Source organism: Planococcus sp. ISL-110 (genome assembly GCF_018613575.1).
Taxonomy (GTDB): Bacteria; Bacillota; Bacilli; order Bacillales_A; family Planococcaceae; genus Planococcus.
Map to the genome: position 1 here is coordinate 1 of NZ_JAGGPX010000016.1, position 17,808 is coordinate 17,808.

A 17,808-nucleotide genomic window follows, 5' to 3' on the forward strand; every position below is an offset into this window, starting at 1 on the left:
AGCCGTGCCCGCGGAAAGCGTCCGGCTGGAGCGAAACGCAAAAAAGCTGCCGAGGTTTCTCGACAGCCTGAGAGGATGACCCATTAATGGGTCATCCTCTTTTTATTTGTCTGGGGAATGTGTTGTGAAGTAAGTGGGCAGAGGCTATCGTGAGCTAAATATATTGGACTAATCCTTTATAATAACTTCTATTTGGTTGCAGATATTTTGCAAAGCAGTTCCGCTTTCGGGTCCACAGGGTGTGTGGTTGGTGCGACAGGAAGTCGTGGTGCCAACTGCCAAGGGCGAGCACCAAGCGACCGAAGCGACCTATGAAATGATAACCACTTAAGTTCAACATATACAAGCTTAAAATCGGGCAGCTGACTTTTTTTCCATTAGGTGGTCCAATAGAAAAAGTAAAAAGTGATGCGGAAACTTCCGCATCACTTTTTGGACAATAGAAAAAATCGGATTCTCTTAGTCTTCAAACACTTCACTGAAATACTTTACTGTCTTCATCTCTCCTCCAGTACTGCGTGTGTTCCAGGTAGTTTCGAGAAACACCTCCGTCAAAAGCTGATAAATGCCGCCATATTTATGCGCCCATTCTAGAGCAATCAGACTTTCAAAAAGCCAGGCCATACGCTGCATCAATGCTTTCGCTTCAAATGTCTGCATATCATATCCATAGGAAGCGTAGGCATCCAATTCTTCATGAAGTGCTTTCAGCTTGCCACTGACTGTTTCCCACTCAGGAGATGGCGGAAGTTTTTTCAGCCTGTCTGTGATATGAACAATAAAAATTTTATGAGCATCGAATTTATTGATAAGGCGGATCAATTCCAGTCCCAGAATATTCGCGGTGCCTTCCCAAACTGTCAATACCTGCGCGTCACGCAGCAGACGGGGAGTTACAAAATCTTCGATATAGCCGTTGCCACCATGCATTTCAATCGCTTCATGAGAAAAATGGATGGCTTGTTCGGCCGATTCCTTTTTAAGAATGGCAATCAGTAAACGATTCAATACTGTTTCTTCCGGTGTTGCCGTTCCAGCAGTCACTCGATCATACAAGGCGATAAGGTCGAAAATCGCTGCCGTTTCCGTTTCATGCTTGGCGCGAAGCTTCATCAGGCTGTCCTTTACCATTGGAAACTCCATCAATTGGTGACCGAATGCGTTGCGCCGCTCAGCGTATTCCGTCGCCTCCGACAAGGCACGTTTTGTAATGCCGATCGATGCTACCGCATTACAGATACGTGACAAATTCAAAGCTTCCATCATGTATTTCAAGCCTTTCGCAGGATCTCCTACAAGGTAGGCTTCTGCACCGTCAAACTCCACTTCCCCAGAAGGAACCGCGCGCACTCCTAACTTATCCTTTAAGCGGCGAATCTTGATGCCATTCAGTTCTCCTTCGACGCGCCATGGCACAGCGAATAATGTCAGTCCTTTTGACCCTTCAGATGCTCCTTTTAGCCGAGCCAATACCATCGCCACTCCTGCCATCCCTGCATTGGATGCAAAATATTTTTCTCCAGACAGTCGATAAACGCCCTCTTCCAAAACGGCTTCCACGGTATTTGCCCCCACATCAGAACCCCCTTGCCGTTCTGTCAGGAAAGTTGCCCCTTCGAATAGTTCCACATCCCCTGTTGCAGCGACATGCGGGAGGAACTTCCTTTTCAGCTCTTCATCCGCAAAATGTTCCAAAAGATACGCGGTCGCCATCGTCAAGGTCACCGGGCAGTAAAAGCCGGGTTCTGACTGCGACAATAGATAACCCTGCGCGAAGCTATAGAGATAATTTCCTTTGTGCCCAAGCTCTGGAATCTCTTTGTGGACAAAGCCGACAATGCCGGTCCGGTAAGTTTCTTCCACTGTCTTCTTGTAGCCCTCATTGACCCAGACATGCGAAATATCTTCACCCAGCCGGTCATATTTCTCCAGCTTTGGCGCTCCTTCCCGGTCGGTATGGCGCGCGCGTTCGTCAATTACACCCGCAGCCAATTCACCGAACTCCTTAAGCTCCTTGTTTGCATAATCCAGGAATCCATTCGGCAAGTTTTCTGCAAGAATCAATTTTAAGGTCTGATCGTCAGTGAAAAAATTGCGTTTACCTTTGGGTGCTTCTCCTTTTAATACAACCATCCTATACACCTCTTTCCCGCAGCGGCTGTTTCAGGATTTTGCCGGATGCGTTTCTCGGCAAAGCTTCCATTTGCTCAAACAGGCGTGGAATTTTAAAACTGGCAAGCCCATCCCCAATAAAAGATTTTATTTCTTCGGCATCCAATTCACGTGCCCCCGCGAAATAAGCTTTCACTGTTTCCCCCCACTCAACATGCGGCACTCCAATAACAGCAACTTCGTTAATATCAGGATGGCTCAGCAACATCTCTTCGATTTCCTTCGGATAAATATTGACGCCGCCTGATATGATCAAATCCTTTTTGCGGTCAACCACCCAGATAAATCCATCATCATCGAACTTTGCCAAATCACCAGTTTTCAGCCAATCGCCGAGGAAGGTCGCTTTTGTCGCTTCGTCATTTTTGTAATAGCCCAGCATATTGCCTTCTCCGCGCAATAAAATTTCTCCTATTTCATCTACTCCAACGTCTTTCCCCGCTTCATCGATAATGCGCAGTTCTGTATGAAGGGCTGCCCGTTTGCCGATGCTCCCCGCTTTTTCAGCGTGCTCCGCCCCGGTCATTAAAGTTCCGCTCGGCCCTGCTTCCGTCAATCCATAGACACAGACAAGGTTATCTGTTCGGAACGCCTGTTGGACGAATCTCACTTCAGCTGCTGATAACGGTGCGCTGCCATATATCCACCATTTCATCGAAGACAAGTCACGTTCGCCAACTTGCGGATGTTTAGCAGTCATGAGATAAGCAACCGGTGCACCAAAGAAATGCGTTGTCTGCTCTTTTTCCACCGTATCCAAAAACAGATCTGGTGTGAACGTTGGTACGAGTATATGTTTAGCGCCGACAATCATCCCCGCCACCAAAAATAAATGCAAAGGAGCCGAATGGCTCAATGGCATCATATGTAGGAGGCGGCTTTCCGGTTTCATTTCCATCTCAACACAAATCATCTGTGCGACCGACAAAATATTGCGATGGCTGAACAAGACACCTTTAGGCTTTCCTGTGGTACCTGATGTATAGAGGATTGTAGACGGATCATCTTCTTTAGCGTCTGAAAACAGCTTTTCTGCAGCTGAATAATTCATAAAACCGTTTAATGATTCCCACCTATCTGCCGCTAGCCCCGTTTTAATCAGTAACAGATCCGAATGCAGGTCTTTCACCGCTTCAAACAACAGCTCATGTACAATCAACGCTTTCGCGTCTGAATGATCAAGGATATACTCTACTTCTTTTCGCGTTAATTTAGCATTGATCGGAACGATGACTGCTTTCAAACGTTGAACAGCAAAATAAGAAACGATGAATTCTGGAACGTTCGGCATGAACAGTACCACTTTGTCACCTCTACCGATTCCTTGTTCTTTCAAGCCATGGGCTACCGCATTAGCCAACTGGTCCAATTGCTTGAATGTCATCCGCTCCCCCATACCTACTACGGCTTCAGCTTCTGGAAACTTGCGTGCATTTCTCTCTAATAATCCCGACACATTCATTTCTTCATCCCCTTTATATTTTCTAACTTTTCTGTGAATTTTTCGAGCAATGAGCCCATTTCCCGTTTCATGGTCTCTAGCTCGTGAATTTTTCTGCTGATGGTATCCAGCTGTTTATGCCCATATTCAATCGTCCGTTCCAATTGCTTCTCCCCTGAACGGTCGATATCAAACAGCAATATCATTTCTTTGATTTCATCGAGTGTAAAACCATATTGCTTGCCCCGATTGATAAGTTTCAGTTTGGCAGACTCAGCACTTGAGTAAAGGCGCTGCCTGTTTTCTGTCCGTTCTGGCTGCAACATGCCCAGTTCCTCGTAATAGCGGATTGTGCGCGTTGTCATACCAAACTCTTTCGCCACTTCCCTGATTGTCTTCATCCCCCACCTCCTAGGTTCTTCCTATATGCTTTAGTTTAGCATTGACGTTAACGTAAAGAGCAAGCCTTTTCAGGAGTAATATTCAGAAAACTGTCGCCCCTTCACAGAACCTGAAGAAAAGCTCACCGGATGGCTGTTGCTCACGCAGGCTATATTCGAGTGATATAGAAGCCCACAAATATCCGTCCATCAAAAAACCGCCCGAATGAACACCCGGGCGGCTGACTTTATTCCTGATAGGATGATTTGAAACGGTAACGGGAATCTTCCTCGAGTTTATTGAAAACTTCGATGTAGCGGGTGCCGCCCTGTTCTGTTTCAGTAGGTGCTTCATCGCCATCAAGGATGTCGGCGAGTGGACGGGCTTCAGGTTCAATGATCACCGAATCGAAATCGTCCATCAAGCCCTGCAGCTCACTGTAAGTTTCAATATCATGATCTTTTTTCACTTCTTCAAACAGCCGGTCCGACTCTTCTAGTGTCAGTTCGACGTAGCCAACTGTGATGCGCTGCTTTTCCATTGTAAAACCTCCTGTGTTTTCATGAGTCATTTTAGTTTCTATACCCTTCAGGAGAAATCCCATAAACCTGCAGCTGCCATTCGCTGGAAGAGGGCTCTGATTTCCGTTATGATAGATGCAACAGAAAAAATTGAGAAACCGGAGTTGATCGCTTTGCGCGTAGCCATATTTGATTTTGATGGAACCCTATATTCGAAGGAAACTTTTCAACTGATGATGGATCATTTAAAAAATCATCCCGAACACAGCCGACGGTATCGCCAATTTTACCGGGCTATCATACCGCTCTATGTCGGCCATAAGCTGAAAATCTACCCGGAACGGAAAATGCGCGAACGTTCTGTGCAGGCATACTTATCTGCGTTGGAAACCTTTACCCAGATTGAGCTTGAGCGATATTTCGGTGAAATTGCCGACCGGATGCACGACGATATGAATCCCAATGTCGTTGAACGGCTTAAAAATCATGTTGCCAACAATGATTATGTCATGCTCGTATCCGGAGCTTTCACTCCGCTTCTTCACGCAGTCACTAAGCAATTTCCGTTCAAGACCATTATTGGAACGGAAATTCTTTATAAAAACAATATTTTGGATCACCGGACAAGCATTTCACATATTCAGGGACCGTTGAAAATAATAAAAATCAAAGAAGCACTCGAAGGCCAGGATATTGACTGGGCCAATAGCTATGCTTATGGCGACAGCCACTCGGACTTGCCCGTGCTTGAACTGGTCGGCCATCCGGTAGCCGTTCAGCCTGACCCCCGACTGCGTAACGTCGCCACAAAGCGCAACTGGGAAATTATTTAGAGGGTAAGTTAACAGTTTGGGTTTAAATTCCTATGCATAAAAAAGCGAATCGCAGCTGCGATTCGCTTTTTTTCATGTTTCGTCCAATGCCTCAATGCAAACCCGAACACCCTTTAGCAGATCCTCATGGGACCAGCTTGGAATCCGCCCATGCTGAATCGCCAATTCGTGCGAAGCTGGTATGTGGATAAATCCTGTGAGCATGTCTGGCTTGTTTGTTTTAGCGTAATGCAATCCTTCGTACATAAGGTTATTGCATAGATATGCACCCGCTGTATTCGAAACAGTTGCAGGCAATCCGTTTGCAAGCAGGCTGTCGACCATTTTTCGGATAGGAAGTGTGGACAAATATGCCGGCTCCCCTTCTTTCCGAATCGGTTCATCGATGGGTTTATTGCCCTCATTATCTGCAGCGCCGTCTTTGATATTGATGGCAATCCGTTCCGGCGTAATTTTATAGCGCCCTGCTGCAAGTCCAAGGGAAATGATCACATCCGGGTCTTCTTCCTTGATAAAGTCGAGCAATGCTGCTCCTGAGCTATTAAAGTCCACCTGCATAATTTCCCCGACAATCTGGTAGTTGCCGATCATTGTGCCATCCAGCTCCTCCACAATTTTCATCGTCGGATTGACCGTATAATCCAAAAACGGCTTGAACCCGGTCAATAAGAGTTTTTTCAATACTATCCCCTCCTAGTCTGCTATTATACGCAATCTACTCCTTCTTTCCCACAGCTAAAAAATCTGAATACATCGACTTTTTATTCATTCTGAAAAAAACTTTCCAAAACCCTTTCTCTGTGTTAAAATTCATTTTAATGAATAAACATACACTTAATAGGGGGAAATACACATGATCAAGAAAAAACCATTTATCGCTTTATTCGCATCATCTGCTCTACTGCTCGGGGCTTGTGGAAGTGACAGCTCGAATGAAAGTGACTCAGGAGCTTCAGAAGAAAAAGAAGTGTTGAAAATGGGCACATCCGCTGAATTCCCTCCATTTGAATCACGTAATACGGAAGGCGAGATTGTTGGCTTCGACATCGACCTGGCCAATCATATTGCTGATGAGCTTGGCTATGAACTTGAAATCACTGACATGAAATTCGATGGCCTGATTGGTGCTTTGCAGAATGACCGTGTCGATATGGTCATTGCCGGTATGTCCGCAACCGACTCTCGTAGAGAAAATGTTGATTTCTCCACAGAATACAACCATTCAGGCGAAATGTTCCTGACAGCTAAAGGTTCAGAGCTTACTACACTCGAATCACTGGAAGGCAAATCCGTCGGCGTTCAGCTTGGGACCATCCAGGAGGAAGGCGCGAAAAGCATTATTGCAGATGAAGGTATCAATTTTGAATTGAAAGCGCTGGACGACTCTGGCGCATTGATTCAGGAAATCCTTTCTGGCCGCATCGATGCTGCATACATGGACAAGCAAGTTGCTATCGGTTATATCGAGGCACAGGATCTTGGATCGTTCGATGATCCTACAACAGCTTCACCTGGCATGGCTGTCGCTTTCCCGAAAGGCAGTGACCTAGTCGAAGACGTTAATGGCGTACTTGCCGAAATGGAAGAAAACGGCGAGCTGGATGCGCTGAAGGAAGAATGGCTGACCGACGAAGAGTAAACTTACTTTTAGAAAAGAGTTGTAACTTATGAACCTGGATTTCTCACAAATAGTTCCCTATATCCCTTTCATGTTGGAAGGGATATGGGCCACCTTAAAATTCGTGTTTTTCGCCATCATTCTCGGATCGATTCTTGGCACATTGCTGGCCCTTTTCAAAATTGGCAGCATCAAGCCATTAAGATGGTTCGCCGATGCTTATACGTCCATCTTCCGTGGAACACCGCTGATCTTGCAATTGATGATCATCTACTACTCCACTCCCCAGCTGACCGGATATGACATATCAGCATTTCTGTCCGCCATCCTGGCTTTTGGACTGAATTCATCCGCCTACATATCAGAAATCATCCGTGCCGGCATCCAAGCGGTCGACAAAGGACAGACGGAAGCGGCGCAAGCTCTTGGCGTTCCTTACCGTTCCATGATGAAAGACATCATTTTGCCTCAGGCTCTGAAAAATATCCTGCCGGCTTTGATGAATGAATTCATCACCTTAACAAAAGAATCTGCCATCGTCTCGACCATCGGCTATCTCGATCTTATGAGACGTGCGCAAGTCGTTGGCTCGGACTTGTTCCGCAACTTCGAACCCCTGTTATTTGTCGGCCTCATTTATTGGTGCATGGTAATGGGCTTGACGATGATCGGCAGAGTTTTCGAACGGAGGCTGAAACAAAGTGATTAAAGTCCAGAATCTGTATAAAAAATTCGGCACCAATGAAGTTCTCAGTGACATCTCCACTGCCGTGACGAAAGGTGAAGTGGTATCGATTATTGGCCCTTCCGGTTCAGGCAAGTCGACTTTTCTGCGTTGCTTGAATCTGCTGGAAATCCCGACTTCCGGCACAATCGAAATTAATGGCAAGAACTTGACGGCTTCAAAAAACAATATCCATAAAATTCGCCAGCAAATTGGCATGGTGTTTCAGCATTTTCATTTATTTCCTCATTTGACGGTACTTGAAAATCTGACCTATGCACCGATGAAAGCAAAAGGCGTCAAAAAAGCAGAAGCGGAAATGAAAGCACGCCTCCTGCTGGAACGCGTCGGCTTATCCGAAAAAGAAAAAGCTTATCCAAACAGCCTGTCAGGCGGACAGAAACAGCGTGTTGCGATTGCACGCGCCTTGGCGATGGAGCCGGAACTGATGCTGTTTGATGAACCGACATCGGCACTCGATCCGGAAATGGTCAAAGAAGTATTGGACGTCATGAAAGACTTAGCGAAATCGGGTATGACAATGGTCGTCGTGACGCACGAAATGGGCTTTGCCCGTGAAGTCGCAGACCGCGTCCTCTTTCTGGACCACGGTGTCCTGGTGGAAGAAGGCCAGCCCATCGAGTTTTTCAGCAATCCAAAAACCGAACGCGCCAAAGATTTTCTGGATAAGGTACTGTAACAGGTGTCCCATGGGACGCCTTTTTTTTATGAAACTCCACTTTTTTGTTCTTTGCATTTGTTCATTTGATGCTCAAATATGGACAGCCTTCTCGCCTTCTCCACATGTTACAATGAAAATTGATAACCATGCAGAAAACAGAGGTGGAAAATGTGTTTAGAAAAATCATTATTTTAGCGGGAGTCGTATTTTTCATGTCGCTGATTGTTTTTACAGCCGTCATGTTTTTAAAAAATGAAGTTGAACTTTATTCGGAAAACAATGTGTCTTTAACGGTTGAAAAACCGACTTTCATCACATTGAGCGAACCCGAAGTCAGTGAAAGTGGTTCAGACCTGACACAAGTATATAACATGACTTTGCTGGGATTTGACGTTGGCACGTATACACTAGTCGACCGGTCGCTCCAAAATGGCACGTCCCTCATTTTTGAGGAAATCAAAAACACCGGCTGGATCCCTTATACATTTTCGATGAATGTCAATGGCCTGGAAGAGGCCGACTTTAAATCCTGGAATCCCGAACCAACTGTCAGGCTCGACGAAGCTCTCTATGGGCCAGATCCCACTACCAATCCTTATGGGGTCTTCACGAAAGACAATAGCGAAATCCTCGTAGGGAATGTCTACGTATCCCGTAGCCTGCAGCTGGGCAATGGCGAATGGGTACGGGAGCTGCGCCATGAGATTTCTGAATTCACCGCCGAAGAAGGTGTACTTTCTAAAAACCTGTGGCTGCCCCCTAAACATTCGAGCCAGACCTGGCTGATAGCTGCTCAAGATCCCTTATTTGCAACAGACGAAGCAGAAGATGACTGGATCGCCTTTTCACTTGAAAACCGGCTGTCCCAATTAAATTGGCTGACTCCGGAAGGCCCATACGTCAAGCTCGAATTGACAGATGATCCACGAACTCAACTCGCCTATGGCTATATTGAAAAACGGACAGCGGACCTGGCTTCCCTGGAATGGAATGAAAGCTCGCCTTCCCTGTTTTTCGAATCCATGATTTTGAACGCAGAAATCAATCAGCAGTAATAGAACCAAAAAACCCGTTGGAGCTTTTGCTCCAACGGGTTTTTCCATTATGGTTTTCTTCGGAATAGACCAGCTGAATTCCGAGCAATTTCTCTTTCTATTTGACAGAATAATCTGTATACTATAGGTGAGATAGGACTCCGCCTTCATTGCCATATGGCTGCTTAATATAATACAAGGAGGTTGGTTATAATGGAACGCAAAGTACTCGATCCAAGAGAAGCTGAACTTCGTTCAGACGACGATTTCAATGCGATTCTGAATATGATTGGCGAAGGTGCACCTGATTATGCAGCCTATGAAGAAGACGAGATTCCAAAAGAACGGCGTCGTGAAGAAGACAAGACGAAAGATCTGCAATGATGCCGGATCATCACCTCTCCTTACTGGAGAGGCGATTTTTATACAACAAAACCCCGTTCTGAGAACGGGGTTTTTGCTTAGTCCATCATTTCTGCCACGTAATCATACGACCGCAGGCGATCTTCGTGATGGAAGATCGGCGAGTTGACGATGACTTCGTTGGCTCTCGTTTTTTGAATGAAGTTTTTTAGCTTTTGTTTAACGAGATCCGGTGTTCCAACAATCATCGATTCGGAATCCAGCTTGTCACGGAAAATCGCAATTTCACGGTCCGTCCAAACCTCTTCTAAGTTGTCGATAGGCGCCTGAAACGTCGTCGGCTCCCCTCTCATCAACGAGAACATCTGCTGCTGGGAAGAAGTCGCGAGCCATTCAGCACGTTCCTGCGTCTCTGCAACAATGATATTAACGCCGAGCATTGCGTAAGGCGACGCCAAAGCCGCAGAAGGCTTGAAATTCTGGTGGTACAGCTGCAGCGCCTGCATCATGTAATCCGGTGCAAAATGGCTGGCGAATGAAAACGGCAAACCTTTGAGTGCCGCAAGCTGCGCACTGAATCCACTAGACCCCAACAGCCAAAGTGGAATCTTCAGGTTGGTTCCAGGATAAGCCCGAACACGGCCAACTGGATTTTCCGAAAAGTAATTTTCCAGCTCTGCCACCTGCTGCGGAAAATCATCTCCACTGCTCTGCAAAGTCCGGCGCAGCGCATGGGCAGTTGCTTGATCACTGCCCGGTGCACGGCCCAGACCCAAATCGATGCGTCCCGGATAAATTGTTTCCAGTGTACCAAATTGCTCCGCAATAACAAGCGGTGCATGGTTCGGCAACATAATGCCGCCAGAGCCCACACGGATCGACTCTGTAGCCCCTGCAATATGGCCGATGAGGACCGATGTAGCCGAACTGCCGATGCCCGGCATATTATGATGTTCAGCCAACCAGTAACGGTTAAATCCTAACTTCTCAACATGCTGCGCTAATTCCACACTATTCTTGAATGCCTGCGCCGTTTCTGCACCTTCGTTGATCGGCGCCAAATCAAGCACACCCAACGGTATATTTTCGAATTTCTTAATGTCCATGTCTATTTCCACTCCTATCTATTCCATTGTAGCGACATTTCCAAAAAACATCCTTTCTCCTGCTCATCAAAGAAAAGCGGAGGTGCCCGTAGAGCTCTGACGGGCATAAGACAAACCGGCGAAGCGGCGTTCTTTGCCGCACAGCCGGGATGGCTTATGACCCGAAGAGCTGGGCACCGGAGTCTGGACAAAGAAAAGCGCAAGCAGCCGTATAGCCCCGACAAGCGCTGGAAGCCTTGCCGGTAATGGCGTTCTGCAGCTATTGCTGGCAAGGCTGAAGCGACTCGAGGGGCTGGCTGCTGGAGTCTGGACAATCAGAAAAGCGGAGGTGCCCGTAGAGCTCCGACGGGCATAAGACGCACTGGCGAAGCGGCGCTTCTTCAGCCGCACAGCCAGAGCGGCTTATGACCCTAGGGCCTGGGCGCCGGAGTCTGGACAATCAGAAAAGCGGAGGTGCCCGTGTAGGTTAAAAAACAATATGCTCTAGTCTCTTCTTTCCGTAAAAACACAAAAACCCGAAGCCATTCACTTCGGGTTTTTCAAACTATCTTATAGAAGAAGCTTTCGCGAAGCCAGCACCGTTTGCAGAGAAGAAACAAAATGCAAGTCGAGGCCTGTCTTCAGATGATGAAGCTGTTGCGCATGCTGTGGCTTGATTCCTGTGACAATTCCACGGACGCCCATCACCTTAAAGGTCTGCATCAACGATTTCAAGTAATTGGCACCCTCCTGCTCTAGCTGTTCCATCGCAGTCAGGTCCATAATGACAGTTTCAGCACCTGTTTCATAAATCTGGTTCAGAATATGAAAGCGGATCACTTCAATTTTACGGGGATCCAAATCGCCATACAGTGGAATCAGCACATGTCTTTTTCCGAGATGGATACAAGGGGCCGATAATTGCCGTACTTGCTGCAACAGTTCTTCAGTCCGTTCTTTTTCAAGAAGCAAATCATAATTGGTTTCCTGAAGGCGTGTGCGAAGACTCAGCAACTGGCTGGTTATTTCGAGAAGCCGGTTGCCCTTTGGCACCAATACGATGTTCAGGAAAAGATCGCTGCCCCATTTGCTGTAGACGTCTCCCAAAAACAATTCCTTGGTCACTGAAATGAAATTCAATTCTAGAGGCATCACTGGTTGATCGCTTGAAAGAAACTTGCTTGCCTTGTCCCTGCTCGCTTCATCGAGAATTTCAAGGAAAGAAGAACAGTCGCCAACTAACTTTTTCGCTTTTTCAGAGCACTCAACGATTGCCAGTTTGCTATTCAATTTAAAAGCTGGCAGCGGCCATTCATCCAATTGAGATGCTGAAGTCATTGGCAGATTCCTTTCCAGTATGGATCCAACTTTTCAGCTGATCCAATTCTTTTACGATGATGATGCCTTCGGTATCGGAAGCTGACCAATTCGCCAGAGAAACAGCCCGCCCTCCTAAAACGACAGACGGTTTGAAATCAAGCGCGATGAATGCCTCCGCATATTTTTTCAAAACAGGAAGCCGATAAGCCAACGCCGCGGATAATGCAACGACATCCGGCTCCCATCGTTTTGCAGAGTCGATGGCGGCATCGAGCGGCAAATTCGGACCTAAATATTGGACTTCCCAGCCATTTTCCTTAAATAAAGAAGCCACCATCTTCAATCCGATATAATGATCTTCTCCTTCAGGGCCAAGGACCATTACTTTCTTTTTAAGAGAATTTTGTACCGGCCGGCGAACTTCCGTCACCGACACCACAAAATCGCAAATGGCAGTCGCTAAATGTTCATCCGCCACTGTGATGATATTCTTTTCCCATAGTTCTCCGATCCAATACATCGCAGGAGTCAATAATAATTGGTAAAGTTCATCTTTCGTATGGTTTTCCAAATACGTTTGGACTAATTGCAAAGCCTGCTCTTCATTGCCAGCCAAAAATAAATTGGCCAGCTCTTGTGATTTGCTAGTCATGTAACCCTCCCTTACCTTATGAAGGGCCTAACACCGAAATTGCACTTGTTAAACAACGCAGCATAAAGGCTTCTTCATCTTTACCTGTATTCCCTGGAAGAATCTTTTGTAAGCGTTCAAAATTATCGATAATCAATGCTGTTTCCACATTGCGGCTGGTCAGTACTGTTTCCAGCCATATGGCATAATCAACGAACACCTTTGCATCATCAAGAGAATACGCAGTCTCTAAATGATCCAAGTGGTGATGATTGTCTTTTTCAGTATGTTGGAAGCCTCGCTCTCCAAAACGTTCCCAAAGCGTTTGGTGAGCAGCGTATATGCTTTTTGCTGTTTCAGAGGCGATTTTATTTTTGGCCTCCATCTTCATTCGGCCACCACTTCGTACTGCCGAACAGTTGGAATGATTTTTGCCAACTCCTGGTCCGGATATTTTTTTCGAGATCGTGAATTTCCTTGAACTCCTGGCTTTGCACCCAAGCCATATAAGCGGCTTTCGTGTGCCATTCCATGTGGACCGTCAATTCGTTTTTCTTCTTGGTATTCTGGATGAGCCTGAATAAATGAAAGCCCTCCGCCAAGTCTACGCGACGTGAACGTTTTTAATAGATCCCAATAACTTCCTCGGTTTTTTCAGGCGGAACAACCACCGTTGAGGTGACAATATACATTTGTTTTTCCTTTTGCATACAAATTTCATTCAACCATCATATCATTTTGATAAACGAAATAAAAGAATCACGCGATTTAGTACAGAAGCGGCCGAAGCGCCCATTAAAACCATCGAAAGTTACTGCCACCATACAGAATCAAGCAATCTCTCTACTCTTCTTACTTATTATCTTTTTATTTCAACTATTTGATTTTCTTCCTTGCTTTCCCCCATCAAATGATTTAAGATTAAAAACATCGAAACAGAAACAACTTAAACTTCATAAGATATTTCTTATCTAGAGAGACGGAGGGACTTGGCCCTGTGAAGTCTCAGCAACCAGTCTGACGAAGACTACGGTGCTAATTCCAATAGGCTCCGCCTACCAGATGAGAAGAATGCGTTCCCAGACAGGGGCTTTCTTCTTTTGAAGAGGAGCCCCTGTTTTTTTATTGTTGAGAGGATGAGTGGAATGACAAAACACAGCTTGGAAACTTTATTGGTACAAATAGGAAATCGCAGCGACTCTGCAACAGGAGCGGTAAATCCGCCCATTTACTTATCAACAGCCTTTGAACACCAGGGACTTGGACAATCGACCGGCTATGACTATTCGCGAACAAAAAATCCGACGCGTTCTGTCCTTGAAGAAGGATTTGCAGAGCTCGAAGGCGCAGATGCCGGATTTGCCTGCAGTTCCGGAATGGCAGCCATCCAACTGGTTTTGTCTCTTTTCCGTCCAGGTGACGAATTATTGGTACCAGAAGACATTTATGGCGGAACGTACCGTCTGCTGGACCATTTTGCAGCTGCTTATAATATCCATCCCAAATATGCCGAATTCAAAGATGTACAGGATACAGAAGAGAAAATCACCATGAATACACGGGCGCTCTTCATTGAAACGCCGACCAATCCGCTCATGCAGGAAATCGATCTTGCCGCTTATGCAGCATTAGCGAAAAAGCATAACCTTCTATTGATTGTCGATAACACGTTCCTGACGCCATACTTCCAACAGCCGATCGAACTGGGCGCAGATATCGTCATCCATAGTGCCACCAAATACATAGGCGGCCACAATGATGTCCTTGCTGGTCTGGTAGTTGCGAAAGGCGAAATTATCTGCGAAAAGCTCTCAATGTTCCACAACTCCGTCGGTGCCGTGCTGTCACCTTTCGACTCCTGGTTGCTGATCCGTGGATTAAAGACGCTTCCCTTGCGCATGCGGCAACATGAAGCGAATGCTAAAGCCATCGCAGCATTCCTGTCACAGCAATCGGTCATTTCAGATGTGCTGTATCCAGGAAGAGGCGGCATGCTGTCATTCCGCCTGCAGGAAGAAGAATGGATCGGACCTTTTCTGGAAAATATTAAGCTTATCACCTTTGCCGAGAGTTTAGGCGGCGTTGAAAGCTTCATCACCTACCCGGCCACCCAAACACATGCAGATATTCCTTTTGAAGAACGTACCAAACGCGGTGTCTGCAACCGGCTATTGCGCTTCTCGGTCGGTGTCGAACTGGCTGAAGATTTAATCGCTGACCTGACACAGGCATTTTCGAAATTGAAGAAGGAGGTTGTTGAATATGACTGATCGCATTGAAACCAAGTTTATTCACTCTACCGGCGTTGACCCGCTAACTGGCGCCGTTAACGTACCTATCTATTTATCTTCCACATTTCATCAGAAAAGCATAGATTCGTTTGGGCCTTTTGATTATAGCCGCTCTGGAAACCCAACTCGCCTCGCATTGGAAGAAACCATTGCAAACCTGGAAGGCGGCAAACGCGGATTCGCCTTTTCTTCAGGAATGGCCGCTATCTCTTCCGCTTTCATGCTGCTGTCTTCGGGCGATCACGTCCTGGTTTCAGAAGATGTCTACGGCGGAACTTACCGTTTCATCACGGAGGTTTTGGATAAATTCAATATCGAATACACCTTTGTCAATATGACCGACCTAAACGAAATGGCCAATGCAATCCAGCCCAACACAAAAGTGGTTTACCTGGAAACGCCATCCAATCCGGTCATGAACATTACAGATATCGAAATCGCAGCAAAATTAGCGAAAGCCAATGGCTGTCTGACATTCGTCGACAATACTTTCATGACGCCACTTTACCAAAATCCATTGGCACTTGGTGCTGACATCGTCCTGCACAGCGCGACGAAATTCCTATCGGGGCACAGTGATGTCATCGCAGGGCTTGCCGTAACAAAAGACGAAGAACTCGGAAACCGTTTGGGCTTTATTCAAAATACTTTCGGTTCGGTTTTAGGCGCGCAGGATTCCTATCTGCTGATACAGGGCATCAAGACTTTAGGTGCCCGTTTGGGACAGTCATCCGAATCAGCCCGCACCATCGCTGAGTATCTTCATAACCACCCATTGATCGAAGAAGTATACTATCCAGGGTTTTCATTTCATCCCGGCAATCCGATTCACGAACGCCAGGCTAGAAGCGCAGGTGCAGTCCTCTCTTTCCGCTTAGCTGATAAAAAGTCAGCCCGTGTCTTTGTGGATCATTTGAGAATCCCGGTATTTGCTGTCAGTTTGGGTGCTGTCGAATCGATCCTGTCCTACCCGGCAACTATGTCCCATGGCTCTATGCCTGCCGAAGAGCGTGAAAAGCGTGGAATCACCGATGGCTTGCTGCGTTACTCCGTAGGCCTTGAACATCCGGATGACCTGTTGCAGGATCTCAAACAGGCATTAGCACAGGTGGCTCGCCGAAACGGCTTGAGCATCGCCAACTAAATAAAAAAATCATAAAGTGAAAGCTTGAATTTTTAGAAGAAGCATTAAATGATTATGGAATAAAAAACCCTTTGCTGACCTGGCAAAGGGTTTTTTGAATTTTAGATAAAGACATATTCTGCAATGCTTCAATAAATCAGAAAAAGGTTTCGGATAGACTTCGCAATGGGTGTCGGTAACAGATCCTATGAAAATAGAGAAAAATGTGTTAAAAATAGTGATGTGTGATAGCAAAACTCCACGAATTTTGTCCACATCCCTATCTCTGATTCTACATACTGGAAAAACAAGAAATCAGTATGAACGAACCATCTCGTGGTTACATATTCGACATAAATATAAAAAAAATAGGATTTTTCGCTAGATTCAGTTGACATTATCATTTAGCCACCTATAATTGAAAATGAGAATGGTTTTCAATTGAGCTTCTTAATATCATAATAAAGGGAGAGATATTCATGAACAAACTTATTTATCTTGTTTTGGCTTTTGTACTTCTTGTTTTAACTGCATGCGGAAACAATGATGCATCCGCACCTGCAACAGATGGTGCTACTGAAGAAACACCCGAAAGCAAGGAAATCAATTTATATACTGCAAGACATTACGATGTAGATGATGAATTATACAAGAAATTCGAAGAAGAAACAGGCATCAAAGTAAACCTTATCAAGGGAGAAGCGGACGAATTGCTTGAGCGCATCAAGCGTGAAGGAGATGGCACCGAAGCAGACTTGTTCCTGACTGCAGATGCTGGCCGCCTGTTCCGTGCAAAAGAGGATGGATTGCTGCAAGCAGCCTCAAGCGACCTGCTGAACGAACAGATTCCAGAAAACTTACGTGACACTGACCAAATGTGGTATGGCTTAACTAAACGTGCACGTGTGTTTGTATACGATAAAAACACAGTGAAACCTGAGGAATTATCAACATACGAAGCCTTGACAGAGGATACATGGAAAGGCCGCGTACTGATCCGCGGTTCAGAAAACATCTACAATCAGTCTTTGCTTGCTTCATTTATTGAAATAGACGGTGAAGAACAGGCAAAAGAATGGGCAGCAGGATTGGTGAACAACTTTGCCCGCGATCCTGAAGGTGGAGATCGTGATCAAGCCAAAGCCATTGCTGCAGGCGTCGGCGATGTCGCTATCATGAACAGTTATTATTTCGGACAAATGCTGAACTCTGAAGATCCGGCTGAAGTGGAAATAGCCGAAAGCCTTAGCTTATTCTTCCCGAACCAGGAAACTACTGGAACACATATCAATGTTAGTGGAGCGGGAGTTGTCAAAGGATCAGAAAACCAAGAAAATGCAATCAAGCTGCTTGAATTCCTTTCTGCTCCTGAAGCTCAAGGAACATTTGCAGAGGCAAACTACGAGTATCCGGTGAATGAAGAAGTTGAACCTTCTGAGTTGCTGAAATCATGGGGCGAATTCAAGGAACAGGATATCCCGCTTTCTGTCCTTGGAGACAACAACGCCAAGTCAATTCTAATCTTTAATGAAGTAGGCTGGAAATAATCAATATGCTCTACCCTTGCTGCAGTTTTTTGCAGCAAGGGA

The 17,808-nt window shown here is 45.9% G+C and carries 18 protein-coding genes, 1 pseudogene and 1 riboswitch; of the genes and pseudogenes, 9 read left to right on the forward strand and 10 right to left on the reverse strand.

From position 1 onward, the window contains the following. Nucleotides 1–459 precede the first annotated feature (459 nt). From J7I83_RS11275 to J7I83_RS11290, 4 genes are all read right to left on the reverse strand, one after another. Nucleotides 460–2,133 (reverse strand): acyl-CoA dehydrogenase family protein, encoded by a 1,674-nt coding sequence (locus J7I83_RS11275; RefSeq protein ID WP_215100798.1) that lies wholly within the window; start codon nt 2,131–2,133, stop codon nt 460–462. A 1-nt stretch (nt 2,134) separates the two neighbouring features. Beyond that, on the reverse strand, nt 2,135–3,634 hold the full coding sequence (locus J7I83_RS11280) for a class I adenylate-forming enzyme family protein (protein ID WP_215100799.1): 1,500 nt from the start codon (nt 3,632–3,634) through the stop codon (nt 2,135–2,137). After that, complete coding sequence (locus J7I83_RS11285) at nt 3,631–4,014, reverse strand: MerR family transcriptional regulator (RefSeq protein ID WP_215100800.1); 384 nt, start codon at nt 4,012–4,014, stop codon at nt 3,631–3,633. Before J7I83_RS11285 ends, J7I83_RS11280 begins: the two co-directional genes overlap by 4 nt. Nucleotides 4,015–4,241: 227 nt before the next feature. Then, nucleotides 4,242–4,535 (reverse strand): hypothetical protein, encoded by a 294-nt coding sequence (locus J7I83_RS11290; protein WP_215100801.1) that lies wholly within the window; start codon nt 4,533–4,535, stop codon nt 4,242–4,244. 108 nt (nt 4,536–4,643) lie between these two features. On the opposite strand from J7I83_RS11290, the gene J7I83_RS11295 reads away from it, so the two are divergent. Next, complete coding sequence (locus tag J7I83_RS11295; RefSeq protein WP_251047607.1) at nt 4,644–5,348, forward strand: HAD family hydrolase; 705 nt, start codon at nt 4,644–4,646, stop codon at nt 5,346–5,348. Between the two features lie 72 nt (nt 5,349–5,420). On the opposite strand, the gene pcp is transcribed toward J7I83_RS11295, so the two are convergent. Beyond that, entirely contained in the window at nt 5,421–6,029 is a 609-nt protein-coding gene (gene pcp, locus J7I83_RS11300; RefSeq protein ID WP_215100803.1) for a pyroglutamyl-peptidase I, read from the reverse strand. Nucleotides 6,030–6,201: 172 nt separating this feature from the next. On the opposite strand from pcp, the gene J7I83_RS11305 reads away from it, so the two are divergent. The 5 genes from J7I83_RS11305 (at nt 6,202) to J7I83_RS11325 (ending at nt 9,790) form a co-directional block, all read left to right on the forward strand. Beyond that, nucleotides 6,202–6,987: an ABC transporter substrate-binding protein gene (locus J7I83_RS11305; protein ID WP_215100805.1), complete on the forward strand. Its 786-nt coding sequence runs from the start codon at nt 6,202–6,204 to the stop codon at nt 6,985–6,987. Between the two features lie 28 nt (nt 6,988–7,015). Then, on the forward strand, nt 7,016–7,675 hold the full coding sequence (locus J7I83_RS11310) for an amino acid ABC transporter permease (protein WP_215100806.1): 660 nt from the start codon (nt 7,016–7,018) through the stop codon (nt 7,673–7,675). Then, on the forward strand, nt 7,668–8,390 hold the full coding sequence (locus J7I83_RS11315) for an amino acid ABC transporter ATP-binding protein (RefSeq protein ID WP_215100808.1): 723 nt from the start codon (nt 7,668–7,670) through the stop codon (nt 8,388–8,390). The genes J7I83_RS11310 and J7I83_RS11315 overlap by 8 nt, the downstream gene beginning before the upstream one ends. Nucleotides 8,391–8,542: 152 nt before the next feature. Beyond that, on the forward strand, nt 8,543–9,427 hold the full coding sequence (locus tag J7I83_RS11320; RefSeq protein ID WP_353048264.1) for a hypothetical protein: 885 nt from the start codon (nt 8,543–8,545) through the stop codon (nt 9,425–9,427). A gap of 192 nt (nt 9,428–9,619) precedes the next feature. Beyond that, nucleotides 9,620–9,790 (forward strand): hypothetical protein, encoded by a 171-nt coding sequence (locus J7I83_RS11325; protein WP_215100810.1) that lies wholly within the window; start codon nt 9,620–9,622, stop codon nt 9,788–9,790. Between the two features lie 77 nt (nt 9,791–9,867). On the opposite strand, the gene J7I83_RS11330 is transcribed toward J7I83_RS11325, so the two are convergent. The 5 genes and pseudogenes from J7I83_RS11330 to J7I83_RS11350 all read right to left on the reverse strand — a co-directional run bounded on the left by J7I83_RS11330 (nt 9,868) and on the right by J7I83_RS11350 (nt 13,497). Beyond that, entirely contained in the window at nt 9,868–10,875 is a 1,008-nt protein-coding gene (locus J7I83_RS11330) for an LLM class flavin-dependent oxidoreductase (protein ID WP_215100812.1), read from the reverse strand. A 549-nt stretch (nt 10,876–11,424) separates the two neighbouring features. Further along, entirely contained in the window at nt 11,425–12,192 is a 768-nt protein-coding gene (locus J7I83_RS11335) for an STAS domain-containing protein (RefSeq protein ID WP_215100814.1), read from the reverse strand. Beyond that, complete coding sequence (locus J7I83_RS11340) at nt 12,167–12,826, reverse strand: cobalamin B12-binding domain-containing protein (protein WP_215100816.1); 660 nt, start codon at nt 12,824–12,826, stop codon at nt 12,167–12,169. The genes J7I83_RS11335 and J7I83_RS11340 overlap by 26 nt, the downstream gene beginning before the upstream one ends. A 16-nt stretch (nt 12,827–12,842) precedes the next feature. After that, nucleotides 12,843–13,196, reverse strand: a complete 354-nt coding sequence (locus tag J7I83_RS11345; RefSeq protein ID WP_215100818.1) for a hypothetical protein — start codon at nt 13,194–13,196, stop codon at nt 12,843–12,845. Next, nucleotides 13,193–13,497: pseudogene (locus J7I83_RS11350) on the reverse strand (antibiotic biosynthesis monooxygenase family protein). The gene J7I83_RS11345 and the pseudogene J7I83_RS11350 overlap by 4 nt, the downstream one beginning before the upstream one ends. A 272-nt stretch (nt 13,498–13,769) precedes the next feature. Beyond that, a riboswitch (SAM riboswitch) is annotated at nt 13,770–13,874 on the forward strand. A 76-nt stretch (nt 13,875–13,950) separates the two neighbouring features. On the opposite strand from J7I83_RS11350, the gene J7I83_RS11355 reads away from it, so the two are divergent. The 3 genes from J7I83_RS11355 to J7I83_RS11365 all read left to right on the forward strand — a co-directional run bounded on the left by J7I83_RS11355 (nt 13,951) and on the right by J7I83_RS11365 (nt 17,766). Further along, complete coding sequence (locus tag J7I83_RS11355; protein WP_215100820.1) at nt 13,951–15,075, forward strand: methionine biosynthesis PLP-dependent protein; 1,125 nt, start codon at nt 13,951–13,953, stop codon at nt 15,073–15,075. Next, complete coding sequence (gene metC / locus J7I83_RS11360) at nt 15,068–16,240, forward strand: cystathionine beta-lyase (protein WP_215100822.1); 1,173 nt, start codon at nt 15,068–15,070, stop codon at nt 16,238–16,240. The genes J7I83_RS11355 and metC overlap by 8 nt, the downstream gene beginning before the upstream one ends. A gap of 458 nt (nt 16,241–16,698) precedes the next feature. Further along, entirely contained in the window at nt 16,699–17,766 is a 1,068-nt protein-coding gene (locus J7I83_RS11365; protein WP_215100824.1) for a Fe(3+) ABC transporter substrate-binding protein, read from the forward strand. Nucleotides 17,767–17,808: the final 42 nt, after the last annotated feature.

Bases quoted from the DNA above. Each gene is read 5' to 3' on its own strand.
- J7I83_RS11290 (WP_215100801.1), bottom strand. From the start codon at position 4,535: ATGGAAAAGCAGCGCATCACAGTTGGCTACGTCGAACTGACACTAGAA.
- J7I83_RS11310 (WP_215100806.1), top strand. From the start codon at position 7,016: ATGAACCTGGATTTCTCACAAATAGTTCCCTATATCCCTTTCATGTTG.
- J7I83_RS11335 (WP_215100814.1), bottom strand. From the start codon at position 12,192: ATGACTTCAGCATCTCAATTGGATGAATGGCCGCTGCCAGCTTTTAAA.
- J7I83_RS11355 (WP_215100820.1), top strand. From the start codon at position 13,951: ATGACAAAACACAGCTTGGAAACTTTATTGGTACAAATAGGAAATCGC.
- J7I83_RS11285 (WP_215100800.1), bottom strand. From the start codon at position 4,014: ATGAAGACAATCAGGGAAGTGGCGAAAGAGTTTGGTATGACAACGCGC.
- J7I83_RS11365 (WP_215100824.1), top strand. From the start codon at position 16,699: ATGAACAAACTTATTTATCTTGTTTTGGCTTTTGTACTTCTTGTTTTA.
- J7I83_RS11325 (WP_215100810.1), top strand. From the start codon at position 9,620: ATGGAACGCAAAGTACTCGATCCAAGAGAAGCTGAACTTCGTTCAGAC.
- J7I83_RS11295 (WP_251047607.1), top strand. From the start codon at position 4,644: ATGATAGATGCAACAGAAAAAATTGAGAAACCGGAGTTGATCGCTTTG.
- J7I83_RS11275 (WP_215100798.1), bottom strand. From the start codon at position 2,133: ATGGTTGTATTAAAAGGAGAAGCACCCAAAGGTAAACGCAATTTTTTC.
- J7I83_RS11345 (WP_215100818.1), bottom strand. From the start codon at position 13,196: ATGAAGATGGAGGCCAAAAATAAAATCGCCTCTGAAACAGCAAAAAGC.
- metC (WP_215100822.1), top strand. From the start codon at position 15,068: ATGACTGATCGCATTGAAACCAAGTTTATTCACTCTACCGGCGTTGAC.
- J7I83_RS11330 (WP_215100812.1), bottom strand. From the start codon at position 10,875: ATGGACATTAAGAAATTCGAAAATATACCGTTGGGTGTGCTTGATTTG.
- J7I83_RS11280 (WP_215100799.1), bottom strand. From the start codon at position 3,634: ATGAATGTGTCGGGATTATTAGAGAGAAATGCACGCAAGTTTCCAGAA.
- J7I83_RS11340 (WP_215100816.1), bottom strand. From the start codon at position 12,826: ATGACTAGCAAATCACAAGAGCTGGCCAATTTATTTTTGGCTGGCAAT.
- J7I83_RS11305 (WP_215100805.1), top strand. From the start codon at position 6,202: ATGATCAAGAAAAAACCATTTATCGCTTTATTCGCATCATCTGCTCTA.